Origin of the sequence: Methanobrevibacter wolinii SH (assembly GCF_000621965.1) — an archaeon.
Taxonomy (GTDB): Archaea; Methanobacteriota; Methanobacteria; order Methanobacteriales; family Methanobacteriaceae; genus Methanarmilla; species Methanarmilla wolinii.
The window spans coordinates 77,500-91,464 of sequence record NZ_JHWX01000007.1 but is presented as its reverse complement, the minus strand read 5'-3'; the positions used below and the strand labels follow the sequence as shown (position 1 = coordinate 91,464).

The window sequence follows — 13,965 nt, the reverse complement described above, 5'->3', positions numbered from 1 at the left end:
AAACTTGAATAATATAAATTAATATTTTAGATTTTATGATTAAAAACAATTATTTAAAATTATTTTTTTTAAAAAGCGATTAAATGTTTTATATTTTAATCTATTAGATTAAATTTAGTTTAGCTTGAATTATTTTATTTAAGTATTATATTAGTTAGATTTATTTTAACTTAAATTGTTTATTTAAGTTTTATATTAGTTAGATTTTTGCTTGAATTTAATTATTATATTAATTAGATTTGAGTTTAATTATTTATTATTGAATATTATAGAGGTTATTTTTAATGAAAATAGCAGGATTTGATATTGGTGGAGCAAACACTAAGGTAGCTATTATTAATTTTGATAATGGAGAAATTGAAAATATAGAAATTGATTTATCTTATTTACCCATGTGGAGTGATAATGATACTTTACAAACTGTTTTAACTGAACTTATTGAAAAAATATGTCCAATTGATGAACTTGATGGTGTAGGTATTTCAATGACTGCAGAACTTGTAGATGCATATGAAACTAAAAAAGATGGAGTTTTAGATATTGCAAATAAAGCTAATGATTTATTTGATTTACCATTAGGTTTTGTTACTCTTGATGGAGTAGTAGATATTGATGGTATTATAGAAAATCCATTAAAAGCTGCTGCTGCAAATTGGATTGCTACAGCACCTATAGCTGCAAAGATCTCAAATAATTGTATTTTTGTAGATACTGGAAGTACTACTACTGATATTATACCTGTTAAAAATGGTAAAGAATGTGCTAAAGGTCGTTCAGATATGGAAAGATTAGGTACTGGTGAATTAGTATATACTGGAACTTTAAGAACTAATCTTTGTTCATTTTTATATAAAGTACCTCTTAGTAAAAATGGTAAAACTATTGAATATAGGGTAGGTTCTGAATTATTTGCAGAAACTGCTGATGTTTATAGAATTCTTGACTTAATTAGTGAAGATGATTATGTATGTGGTACTTATGATGGTGAAGGTAAATCTAAGATTGAATGTGCAAGACGTGTTGCAAGAGTTTTATGTGCAGATTTAGATATCTTAAATAAAAATGATATTAAACAGTTATGTGAAACAATCCATAAAACTCAAATAAAACAAATTGCAGAAGCAATTGGTGAAGTATCTAAAAGGGAAAATATTGATACAATTGTTACTACTGGTCTTGGAAAAGATATTTTAGATAAACCTGCAGCAGAATCTTTAGGATTAAATGTTAAATCAATGAATGAATTTTTAACTGATGAAGAATGTGTTGTTGCACCTGCTGTTGGTACTGCAATTCTTATGGAAGAATACTTAAGAAATAATTCTTAAGTTTTTCTTATTTTTTAAAAAATCTGTTTAGGTTTTAAATTTAATACTTTTAACTAATTTTTTTTTTTAAAAGTTTTTATGATTTTTTTCTTAAATTATTGATTTTATGGCTTTTTTTTTAATTTATATGTTTAATACTTATTTTTTTGTTTATTTATCCTTTTTAAAATTATTTATGTTAATTGTTTTTAAATTTGGATTTTAATTTAATCATTATAAGTAAAATTAGCTAAATAAATTAAAGTTTTTGTGTTTATTTGTTTATTATTGGTAAATTTGATAAAATTAATTTTTGAATTTGTTATTTTGTTATGGGTAAATTTAGTAAAGTTAATTTTAGAGTTTTTGTGATTATTTAATCATTGTAAAATTAGTTAAAATCAATAATGTTTATTAAAAAAATAGTAAAAATAGAAAGTATTTAATTTAATACCATACATCTTTTGCACCAATTAAGTAAGCAATTGTGTTTGCTATTAAATGTATAAATATAGTTATAATTAATACTGTTATTACAATTTCAATTGTAAGATGAATGAAAAATGATACTAATATTAATGCAACTACTGCAAAGTCTATTTGATCAAGAATTGGGGCAGAATGTCCTCTTGGAATACCAAGTCTTCTTTTAATAAAACTACCAATTGCATCACCAAGTAATGCTCCAAATCCAAGTATTAAACCTATAAATAATCCATTTGTAATTCCAGAGTATGTTATAAATGGGATTATATTTCCACATGCTTGTTTAAGTAAAGGTGTATAAGCTCCTTGTAGGGCTCCTACAATACCTCCTATAATTGTCCCAGCAATAAGTCCTCTCCATGTACATCCTGGTCCAATAAGTTCCATACCATCTTTAGTTTTTTTACCAAAATCTAGAGGTGTTCCTCCACCAAATATAAGAGCACTACTATTTGATAAATATGCAGGTAGTATAAAATAAATAGATACTGCAATGAGTATACCTATATTATACAAATCAAAGTTCATTTTTTTCCTCAATTTTTGTATTAATTTCTTAAAATAATATTTGAAATTATTTCTTTTTAAAGTTCCACTAATTTAATATTAGTTTATTTTTTTATTTAAATTAATACTTATTTTTTTATTTCTATTAAATCTTTTATTTTATTAATTAAATTTATTTTTTTAATTTATTTAATATTTTTTTTGGGTTTGTTGAATTCCTATTTTTTATAAAAATTTAAACAATAATTAATGCTTGAAAATCAATTTTAAGAAAATTTATTCAAGAGATTTTGAGGATTTCAACAAAGCCATTTTTTTATAAAATATCTTAAAATATCTTAATTTTATTATTTTTTTAAATTTCAATATACTCTATGTGATGTGAATACATTTAAATAAGATTAAAAATAATATTTACTTAATATAATTAATTTATTATATATTATATTTACATTATTATTTTTTATTTAAAATTTAATATTACACTAATTATTTTAATTATAATTTTAAGGATTAAAGTTTATTTATGGTGATTTTTTGATTAAAAAAACTAAAAGTTTATGTCCAGTATGTTTTAAAGCTGTCGATGCTGAAGTTTATGAGGAAAACGGGAAAATCATGATTAAAAAAACTTGTGATGAACATGGAGAATTTGTAAATACCTACTGGAGTGATGCAGATATTTACAATAAAGCAAATGCTTTTTCCACTACTACTACACAAGTTGAAAATCCTCAAATTCATAAATCTCAAGGTTGTCCTAATAATTGTGGATTATGTGAAGAACATAAAACTTCTACTGTTTTAGGTTTAATTGATGTTACTAATAGATGTAACCTTAGATGTCCAGTATGTTTTGCTAATGCTGCTGTAAGTAAAAGATTATATGAACCTACTCAAGAAGAAATTAGGATGATGCTTAGGAATTTAAGAAATCTTAAACCAGTTCCTACACCAGCTATTCAATATGCAGGTGGAGAACCTACAGTAAGACGTGATCTTCCTGAGCTTATTGCAATGGCAAAAGAAGAAGGATTTGTACATACTCAAATTGCAACTAATGGTATTAGACTTGGAAGTAAAAAAGGTTATGCTGAAGAACTTAAAGAAGCAGGACTTAATACTGTATATATGCAATTTGATGGTGTAACTGAAGAACCTTATATTGCAAACAGAGGTAAAAATTTACTTCCTAAAAAATTAGATGCTATTGAAAGATGTCGTGAAGCAGGATTAGGTATGGTACTTGTACCTACCTTAGTTAAAGGAGTTAACGATCAACAAATTGGGGATATTATTAAATTTGCATTTGATAATAGGGATATTATTTATGGTGTAAACTTCCAACCTGTTGCATTTGCAGGAAGAATTGATACTGATTTAGTTGAAAAAGAAAGGTTTACTATACCTGACTTTGAAAAAGAAGTTGAAAGACAATTAGACCATCAAGTTACTACTGATGCATTTTATCCACCATCATCTGTTGAACCAGTTACAAGATTTATTTATGCTATGGATGATAGTGTTGATCCAGTTATGTTAAATTGTCACCAACATTGTGGTTCAGCAACTTATGTATTTGTTGATACTGATGAAGATGGAAATCAAAAATATATTCCAATCACTGATTTCATTGATGTTGATGCATTTTTAAAATTCTTAGATGAAAGTGCTGAAAAAATGGAAGAAGGTAAATTTGCTGCAAAAGCTAGAATTGCAGCTAGTGCTATTAAAAATTTATCTAATTTTATAGATACTAGTAAAGCACCTTCTGACTTAGATATTAAACACATTTTATATGATGTATTTAAAAATAAATCTTATGATGCTTTAGGTGAATTCTCTACTAATGCAATGTTAATTTCTTGTATGCACTTTATGGATCCATATAACTTTGATGAGGATAGAGTACAAAGATGTATTATCCATTATGCAGTTCCTGATGGTAGAATTATCCCATTCTGTACTATGAATTCTAGATTTAGGGAAGGTATTGAACAAGAATTTTCAGTACCATTAAACAGAAAAGAAAGAGAAAAAATTGAAGAATTACAAAAAGAAGCATAATTCTTTTAATTTTTTTTTAATTATTATTTTTTAGGTTACTATTTTTTTATATACTAATACTTTTAATAAAAAAGTTCTAAATTAAATAAGAAATAAATTAAAATAGTTAATTTTTTTATATTATATATTTAAAAACAATTGAGGACACTTAAATATGATTATTAAAACACCTTCTCGTCTACATATGGCTCTTATTAATATGGATGGGTCAAACGGAAGAATGGATGGAGGAATTGGTCTTACATTAGATCAACCTAATTTTATTTTAGAAGGAAATTTTTCAGATTCTTCGGATATTACTGTTAGTTTTGAAGAAGACTTAAGTAATGATATTAAAGCAGAATATACTGAAAAGATTAAAAATGCAGCAAATAAAATCTTAGATTATTATAATCTTAATGTAGGTTTTGATTTTATAGTTAAAAAATCTCTTTTATTACATTCTGGTTTAGGTTCTGGAACACAAATAGGATTAGCTACAGCAAAAATTATAACTGAATTAATGGATATCCATAAAGATGCAGTAGATTTATCTACTATTATTGGTCGTGGAGGTACTTCTGGTATTGGTACCTATTCCTTTGATTTTGGTGGATTTATTGTTGATGGCGGTCATAGTAAAGAAGAAAAACCTGATTTTTTACCTTCTTCAGCTTCACCAGCTAAACCTCCTAAACTTATTGCAAGATATGATTTTCCTGAAGATTGGAATATTTTAATTGCAATTCCAAAATCTAATGGAGTTAATGGTAAAAAAGAAATTAATGTCTTTAAAGAAACATGTCCTATTTCATCAAGAGAAGTTAATGAGATATCTCATATTATTTTTATGAATCTTATACCTTTCATGCTTGAAAAAGATATTATTGAAGTTGGAAAAGCTGTTAATGAGATGCAGTATAAAGGTTTTAATAAAGTCGGTATTGATATACAAAATGAAAAAACAAAAGATTTAATGAAATTTATTCATGATAATGGTGCTTATGGTGTAGGTATTAGTTCTTTTGGTCCTGCATTATATTCCTTCTTTGATGAGGATAATGAGGATATTGTTGAGAAAACTAAAGATTACCTTGGTGATGATGGTATTGTATTTGTAACTAAAGCTAAAAATCAAGGTTATGAAATTTTATAATTGTTTTTTCATTTTTAAAATCTATTTTTTTTTATTTTTGCTTTTTTTGTTTGTATTATTTTTTGCTTTTTATTTTTTTTAGATTTTTAAATCTTATTTATTTTTAAATTTAATGATTTATCTTGGATTTAGAGGTGTTTAGTAAAATTAATTTTTTCTTTAATTTAATGATTTATCTTGGATTTAGAGGTGTTTAGTAGAATTAACTTTTCTTAAATTTTGAAGTTTTTAATAAAATTAACTTTTTTTTAGTTTTTATTATTAATTTATATTTTATCTTTGTTTATTTATTTTTAGTTTATAATGTGTTTTAATATACTTATTTACTTAATTTTTATCTTTATTATTATATTTTTTCTAATATTTTTCCTTTATTTTTAATTTTCATATACTATTTTTTATCTGATTTTTATTATTTTTCTGAAATTTTGTTTAATTTAATACAAACTTTTAAATTTTGTATATATTACTTATTTAAAAGGTTTTTTATTAGAACCTTATAGAAAACTTTAATATATATTGTTAATAAAAAAATATTAGTTACTAATAACGGTATTTAAATTTGATTTTTTTAATTTAAAATCTCAAATTTTTAAAACACTGTTGATTTATTTATTTAAAAAAACAATCGAGGACACTTAAATATGATTATTAAAACACCCTCTCGTCTTCATATGTGTTTAATTGATATGAGTGGTGCATATGGTAGAACTGACGGAGGAATTGGATTTACTATAAATCAACCAAATTTTATATTAAAAGGAGAAGAAACTAACTCTAACGAGATTAATGTTGATTTTAAAAATGAAGTTAGTGGAGATAGTAAGTCAGAATGTAGTAGTAAAATAATAAAAGCTGCAGAAAAAGTTCGTAAATTTTATGATATTGATTATGGATTTGATTTTGAAGTTCAAAAATCTTATCTTACACATTCTGGTTTAGGATCCGGAACACAAATGGCATTAGCTACAGCAAAAATTATTACTGAAATTATTGGACATAGTGAAAACTCTGTTAAATTAGCTAATATTGTTGGAAGAGGGGGTACTTCTGGTATTGGTACTTTTTCATTTGATTATGGGGGATTTATTGTTGATGGTGGACATAGTTTAAAAGAAAAAGGTTCTTTTTTACCATCTTCTGCATCTAATGCAAAACCACCTCAACTTATTGCACATTATGATTTTCCTGAAGATTGGAATGTTTTAGTTGCAATACCTAAAGATAATGATCATGTACATGGTCAAAGGGAAGTTAATATTTTCCAAAACAATTGTCCAGTATCTAAAAGTGAAGTAGAACAAATGTCTCATATTATTTTCATGAATTTAATTCCATTTTTACTTGAACATAATATATATGAATTTGGTCATTGTGTTGATGCAATTCAAGAAAGAGGATTTAAAAAAGTTGAAGTTGGACTTCAACCACCTAAATTTATTAATCTTATGCAATATATGCGTGAATCTGGTGCATATGGTGTAGGTATGAGTTCATTTGGTCCAGCTATATATACAGTATTTAATAAAGAAAATGATGATATTGTAAAAGCAACTAAAGATTATCTTGATGATGATGAAGTTGTTTTTGTAACTAAAGCTCAAAATCATGGATTTGAATTAATTAAATAAATTATTTAATTTATTTTTAATTAATTATTTTTTCTTATTTTTTGTTGGGTTTTTTTGTGTTTTTTTAGTTGTTTATTTTTTTTGTTGGGTTTTTTGTGTTTTTTCTGTTTTTTTTAGTTGTTTATTTTTTCTAGGATTTTTTATTTTTTTATTTTTTATTTATTAATTGTTTTTATCTAATTTTGAACTTTTTTTAGTTTATTAGTTATTTTTATAAGAATTAGAATTATTTTATTTTTTAAAATAAATTAATATCTTTAATAGTTGTGTTTTAAATAAATTAAATTTTTATCAGGAAAGTTTATATATTTTAAAACAATATACTTTATTTTATATTATAATTTAGTTACTGTTTAGATTTAGCAATAATTTCATTATAATTTGGTGATGAGGTTCACCAAGTATTAATTTACAAAACCGTTAAACTCTTTTTAAGATTTAACTGATGACTTCTATTTAATTTAAAATTGTTATTATTTTTAAGAATTTAGTCATCAGAACCATAAAACATATCTTTTAATTATTCCCATATTATTGGATGACTTTTTTCTTAAATTTTAACAATTTTTTTAATTTGGAGGAGAAAAGTTTATGGTAGATGTGTTCCCTTTAATTTTAGGGTTACTTATTTTAATTGCTAGTTTAATATCTATTAAATTAGGTATTTCAGTTACAATTATTGAAATTGTTCTTGGTGTTATTGCAGGTAATTTAGGAATTATTAGACCAGAACAATGGATGATTTATATTGCAAGTTTTGGTGGTGTTTTATTAACATTTCTTGCAGGTACTGAAGTTGATGTTGAACTATTGAAAAATAAATTTAAAGAAAGTTTATTTATTGGTATTGGATCTTTTATTGTTCCATTTTTAGGAGTATTTTTACTTTCTTATTATTGTATTGGTTGGAATTTATTAGAATCATTACTTACTGCTACTGCATTATCTGAAACTTCTATTTCAGTAGTATATTCTGTTTTAACAGAAAAAGGGTTATTTAAATATGATTTAGGTAAACTTATCATGGTTGCTACTTTTATTGGAAATCTTTTAACTGCTATTACTTTAAGTTTACTATTTATGAAAACAGATATTAATACAGTTATATTTTATGCTGCTTCTGCTATTATTATTTATTTAGCATATAAATATTCTAATAAGATATTCTATTCAAAACTTCTTAGAAACAAACTTGCAGAGGTTGAAATTAAATATATATTTCTTTTATTACTTGGTTTTATTTTCCTTGGAAGTTTAGGTGGTGGCCAAGCAATACTTCCAGCATTTATTTTAGGTGTTGTATTATCTGATTACTTTAAAGTTGAAGATAAAGGTGAGGTTAAATCTCGTATTAAAACAGTTGCATTTGCAGTTATTACACCAATATTCTTTATTGTAGGTGGGATGAAAGTTTCTATACCTCTTATTTTATCAGCAATATTTATATTTGTTGGAATATTTGTAGTACGTCAAATTGCAAAATTCATTGGAGTTTATGGTATTAGTAGGTATTATCTTAAAGATTCTTGTGAATATGTTACACTTATGATGAGTACTGGTTTAACTTTTGGTCTTGTAGCTGCAGTATTTGGTTTAAATAGTGGTGTGATTTCTCAAACAGTTTATTCTATTCTAACTGGGGTTTTAGTTTTAAGTGCTGTTTTACCTACTTTTGTTGCTGAAAAATGGTATTCACCAGTTCATTCTGAAGATATTAATGAACTTTAATTTTTATTTTTTTATTTTTTTTAGGTTTTTATTGTTTAATTATTGATTTTAAGATGAAATTTTATTTAAATTATGGTTAGAATTTAAAATTTAATTAATACAATTATTTAAATTTCTAAATAAAATACCTTATTTTTTAGATTTTTAATATTTTTTAAAAATATTTATATATTAAGAAGTATAATTTTAAAATATAGTTTTGTACATTTTTATAATTGTGTACAAAATTTAGCTTAAATTTAATTATTTTAAATTTAAGTATGTTCTCTATAAAACTGTTAAAATTATTAAAAAGTTTAAAAATAGTTAATATTCTTAAAAATTTAAGAATTAATATTATGTGTTTAATTAAAAAGATAAGATTTAATTTACATTTAATTTATAGTTTTAATTGTTTTTTAATGTTTTAATTTAATTTAGAGATTAAATTTTTTTATAACTTATAAAACCTTTAATTTCCCATATCTATATAAAATTATTGTATTTATAAGTTCTAATAATAAATTATTATATTAAATATAATTATTAAATTATGAATTACAAACCTCTAAAATATTTGATTTAATTTTAATTATCTATTTTTAATTAAATACATAATATTTTATTTTTTAAGCTTTGTTAAAATTCTTCTAATTTTTAGAATATTTTTTTTAATTTTCAAGTATTAATAATTTTTAGATTTTATAAAAAATAGGTTTTAATGGCTTTTATTTAAATATTAATTTTTAATTTAATAATCTGAACTTAAATTTTTATTTAAATTTTATTTTAATAGTTTGTTTGGATTTTTCTTTAGATTATTTTTTTTATATGCTTTTTAAAATTATTTATTAGTTTTTTTATCTTTTTAATTAAGTTCTAAATTTTTTTTATAAGAAATTAGATTGTTAATTCAATTTTAAAAATTATATTTTTTATTAATAAATTAAAATATTTTAAAATTTTTTAATAGTACATTTATTTTAATATTTTAATTATTTTATTAAAATTAGTATTTTTAAACAAAGATTTAAAAAGAGAAAATTATAATATAATATTATAATAAAAATTTTTGTGATAAAAATGGAAAAAATTCAAGGAAGAGTTTGGAAGTTTGGAGAAAACATTGATACTGATTTAATTATTCCAGGTAGATATCTTAGAACATTTAATCCTCAAGATTTAGCAGATCATGTATTAGAAGGAGAAAGACCTGATTTTACTGCTAATGTTAAAAAAGGAGATATTATTGTTGCTGATGAAAACTTTGGTTGTGGCTCTTCTAGGGAACAAGCTCCTGTTGCTATTAAAACTGCAGGTGTAGATGCAATTATTGCAAAATCCTTTGCAAGAATTTTTTATAGGAATGCAGTAAATATTGGGCTTCCTGTTATTACTGCAGATATAAAAGCATCTGATGAAGATATTTTGTCTGTTGATTTAAGTGAAGGTATTTTATGCAATAAAACTACTGGTGAAACAGTTCAGTTTGAACCATTTAAAGATTTCATGTTAGATATCTTAGAAGATGGTGGTTTAGTAAATCATTATTTAAAAACTAAAAAACAATAAATTTTTTCATATAAAATAAATATTTTATAAATTTATTTTTTAGAATTTAATAAGATAAGTTTATTTTTTATATGATAAAATCAAAAGGAATAAAATATAAATTTATTTTAAGTTTATTTTTTATATGATAAAATCAAAAGGAATAAAATATAAATTTATTTTTTTATTAAGTAAATTTAAATTATAGATTTATTTTTTATTATAATTTTTTTTAAAATTATTAATTATTACAATTATGGGTTTAATCTACTTTTTTTAAACTAATTTAATGATTAAGTAGATTATTTAATTAAAATATATTATTTAGAGGAATTAAAAATGGAATGTCCAATTTGTGGATCAGATGATCTTACGGTATTAAAATCAAAGGAAACTTCGTCTAAAAAGAAATTAATAAATGATTATTTATTAAAATGTAATGAATGTGAACATGTATTTAAAGATAGAATAACTCAATCAAATCCTATTCCATGTAGAATTATTATAAGTGAAAATGAACAATCTATTAAATCAGTAATTGATTTATATCCTTATGAGACAATTAATGTTGGTAATGTTTTACTTACTGATAATGGACAAGTTAGAGTTAAATCTATTGAAACTAGTGAAAGAAGAGTAAAATCTGCTATTGTTAAAGATATTAAAACTATTTGGGCTTCATCTTTAGAGATTCCATCAAGATTTGGATTATCTATTGATTTAAAAGGTGAAACTCAATCTTATAAAATTGATACAGATAGGGATTTTGAAGTATCTACTAATGATATTATTAAAATAGAAGATTTTATTTTAAAAGTTCATATTATTAAAACTGATAATGGAAAAATTACTAGTGGTTCTGTAAAAGCAGATCATATTAAAAGGATATATACAAAACCTATTGATTTAAAATCTTATGATTATAATTTAACTGATAATATTGTTAAAAAAACTTTAAGATGGGAATAAATTATTTAAAATAAGTTTTTTAGTTTAATTTTTTTAAATTTAAATAAAATTTATTTTTAAAATAAAACAAATTAACATAATCTAATTATTTATAATTTTTAATTATTTATGAATAAATTATTCTTAACTTTATATTTTACTAATTTTTTTAAACTAAGGGTATTATTATGATTCGAGTATCTATTGAAACATTTGGATGTACTTATAATAAAGCAGATTCTCAAATTATGGCAGGTGTTTTAGCTAAAAATGGTATGGAACTTGTAGATAATGTAGAAGATGCTGATGTTATTATTGTAAATACTTGTTATGTTAAACTTCCAACAGAAAGTAAAGTAACAAATAGAATTCAAAAATTACAAAAAACTTATCCAGATAAAAAAGTTATTGTTAGTGGATGTATGGTTGAAATAGACCCTGAAAAAATAGATAAGATTACTAAGGAAGGTACATCATGGATTGGACCACATCAATTAGATAAAACTGCAGAAGTTGTTAAAGCAGCTTATAATGGTGAAACACTTAGAGAAGATGGTTTATCTAAAAAATCTAAAGTTGGAGTTAAAAAATTTAGTGAAGATAAAAAAGTTCATATTATTCAAATATGTGAAGGATGTATGGGTAAATGTACTTTTTGTTGTACTCGACTTGCTCGTGGACCATTACATAGTTATCCCATAGCTGATATTAAGAAAGAAGCAAAAGAAGCTATTGAAAATGGTTGTGTTGAGATTGAACTTACTGCTCAAGATACTGCAGCATTTGGTCATGATACTCATGAAAAATTATCAACTTTAATTAAAGAAGTGGCTTCTTTAGATGGAGATTTCAGGGTACGTATTGGAATGATGCATCCTAAAAATATTTTCGACGATGTTGATGGAATAATTGAAGCATTTAAATTACCAAAGGTATATAAGTTCATGCATTTACCAGTACAAACTGGAAGTGATAAAGTACTTAAGGAAATGAATCGTCGTCACACAATTTCAGAATATAAAGATTTTGTTAATAAAATGCGTAAAGCTATTCCAGAAATTACTCTTGCAACTGATATTATTGTAGGATATCCAACAGAGACTGATAAAGATTTTAATGAAACAATTAAATTACTTCGAGAAATTAAACCAAGTATTGTTCATTTATCTAAATATCAACATAGGAAAGGTGCTTTATCTTCATCACTTAAAGCAATTCCTTTTGAACTTATGAAAAAAAGATCTAAAAAACTTACTCAAATCATTTCTGAAATTACAAAAGAAGAGAACGATCATCTTTTAGGTCAAACTTTAGAAACACTTATTGTAGAAAAAGGATCTAAAGGAGGATATATTGGAAAAACTAATTCTTATCTTCCTGTAGTTGTTCAAGAAGCTAAAATGGGTAGTTTTGTAAATGTTAAAATAGTAGAAACTACAAGTACTTATTTAATTGGAGAAATAGTTGATTAAATTATTTTTTTATTAAAATCAAGTTAATAGGTTGTATTTTTAAAATAAGATTCCTATTTTTTATAAATTTTCTAATAATTTTATTTTTATGAGTTTGTTGGATTCCTATTTTTTATAAAAATTTAAACAATAATTAATGATTTAAAATCAATTTTAAGAAAATTTATTCAAAAGATTTTGAGGATTTCAACAAAGCTATTTTTATATACTTTTTTTATTTTTTAGAGGTTTATTATTTTTTAGGTATTTTGTTTTTATATGCTTTTTTTATCTTTTGAAAGTTTATTATTTTTGAATATTTTATTTTATATTATTTATTTTTTCTTTGTTTTTTATATAATTTTAATTATGTTCGTTAAAGGTAATACTTTTAAAATTCCATTTTTTTTAAAAATTTTAAGGCATTATCTATCTTTTTTTTATAGTTTTATTTTAAAATATTCTTTATATTGTTTATAAAATTTTATTATTAATTGTTTTTATATAAATATGATTATATTTATTGTTTTAATTTATAAATTTATTTTTAATGCTTATTTTATATTATAATTAAATATATTATTTTTAAGCTTTATTTTAATAGTTTTTAGCTTATATTTTTTTAATATTTTTAAATCTTTATAATGGTTCTAATAAGTTATAAGTTTTAATATTCTTTCTGATTTTTTGTTTGTAATTATATTAATATTTTATATTGTCAGTAAGTTAAATTATACTTATATGATTGAATATTAACAAGAATAAAGCAATTTTTTACGAAACCTTTATATACTATGTAGTACAACAATTATTTGGAGGTGAAAACATGAGTGAATTACCAATCGCACCAGTCGGTCGTATCTTAAAAAATGCTGGAGCACAAAGAATTTCTGATGACGCAAAAGTTGCATTAGCTGAAGCATTAGAAGAACAAGGTGACGAAATCGCACAAAAAGCTGTTAATTTCGCACGCCACGCTGGTAGAAAAACTGTAAAAGCTGAAGATATCAAATTAGCTATCAAATAGATTTGTTAGTGTTTGATTCAGTTTTTGTGTATTTATAGTTGGCCAGTTCTTGGCCATAATTTTTTATTTTTAATTTTTTATTAAAAATTCTATTTTGTAAGTTTTTTTATTATATCTGTATTTATTTTTGATACTTTCATCAAAAATT

Annotated in this window: 10 protein-coding genes and 1 riboswitch; of the genes, 9 read left to right on the top strand and 1 reads right to left on the bottom strand. The window is 22.9% G+C overall.

The features are described 5' to 3' along the window. Positions 1 to 284 precede the first annotated feature (284 nt). Positions 285 to 1,328 (top strand): hydantoinase/oxoprolinase family protein, encoded by a 1,044-nt coding sequence (locus T523_RS00400; protein ID WP_042706871.1) that lies wholly within the window; start codon positions 285 to 287, stop codon positions 1,326 to 1,328. Positions 1,329 to 1,754: 426 nt separating this feature from the next. Here the strand turns inward: T523_RS00400 and T523_RS00395 are convergent, their stop codons facing one another. After that, entirely contained in the window at positions 1,755 to 2,321 is a 567-nt protein-coding gene (locus T523_RS00395) for a CDP-2,3-bis-(O-geranylgeranyl)-sn-glycerol synthase (protein ID WP_042706870.1), read from the bottom strand. A 516-nt stretch (positions 2,322 to 2,837) separates the two neighbouring features. On the opposite strand from T523_RS00395, the gene tes reads away from it, so the two are divergent. From tes to T523_RS00355, 8 genes are all read left to right on the top strand, one after another. Beyond that, positions 2,838 to 4,367: a tetraether lipid synthase Tes gene (gene tes, locus T523_RS00390; RefSeq protein ID WP_042706869.1), complete on the top strand. Its 1,530-nt coding sequence runs from the start codon at positions 2,838 to 2,840 to the stop codon at positions 4,365 to 4,367. A 154-nt stretch (positions 4,368 to 4,521) separates the two neighbouring features. After that, entirely contained in the window at positions 4,522 to 5,502 is a 981-nt protein-coding gene (locus T523_RS00385; RefSeq protein ID WP_042706868.1) for a beta-ribofuranosylaminobenzene 5'-phosphate synthase, read from the top strand. 644 nt (positions 5,503 to 6,146) lie between these two features. Then, the gene (locus T523_RS00380) at positions 6,147 to 7,133 is read left to right on the top strand and encodes a beta-ribofuranosylaminobenzene 5'-phosphate synthase (protein ID WP_042706866.1); all 987 of its coding nucleotides are present in this window, start codon (positions 6,147 to 6,149) and stop codon (positions 7,131 to 7,133) included. Between the two features lie 374 nt (positions 7,134 to 7,507). Then, a riboswitch (Fluoride riboswitch) is annotated at positions 7,508 to 7,595 on the top strand. A 129-nt stretch (positions 7,596 to 7,724) separates the two neighbouring features. Further along, the gene (locus T523_RS00375; RefSeq protein ID WP_042706865.1) at positions 7,725 to 8,861 is read left to right on the top strand and encodes a cation:proton antiporter; all 1,137 of its coding nucleotides are present in this window, start codon (positions 7,725 to 7,727) and stop codon (positions 8,859 to 8,861) included. 1,062 nt (positions 8,862 to 9,923) lie between these two features. Continuing rightward, the gene (gene hacB / locus T523_RS00370; RefSeq protein ID WP_042706864.1) at positions 9,924 to 10,412 is read left to right on the top strand and encodes a homoaconitase small subunit; all 489 of its coding nucleotides are present in this window, start codon (positions 9,924 to 9,926) and stop codon (positions 10,410 to 10,412) included. A gap of 318 nt (positions 10,413 to 10,730) precedes the next feature. Next, complete coding sequence (locus T523_RS00365; protein ID WP_042706863.1) at positions 10,731 to 11,360, top strand: HVO_0476 family zinc finger protein; 630 nt, start codon at positions 10,731 to 10,733, stop codon at positions 11,358 to 11,360. A 170-nt stretch (positions 11,361 to 11,530) separates the two neighbouring features. Next, a complete protein-coding gene (locus T523_RS00360; protein WP_042706944.1) occupies positions 11,531 to 12,811 on the top strand; it encodes a tRNA (N(6)-L-threonylcarbamoyladenosine(37)-C(2))-methylthiotransferase in 1,281 nt (426 codons plus the stop codon). An 805-nt stretch (positions 12,812 to 13,616) separates the two neighbouring features. Further along, positions 13,617 to 13,817, top strand: a complete 201-nt coding sequence (locus T523_RS00355) for a histone family protein (protein WP_042706862.1) — start codon at positions 13,617 to 13,619, stop codon at positions 13,815 to 13,817. Positions 13,818 to 13,965: the final 148 nt, after the last annotated feature.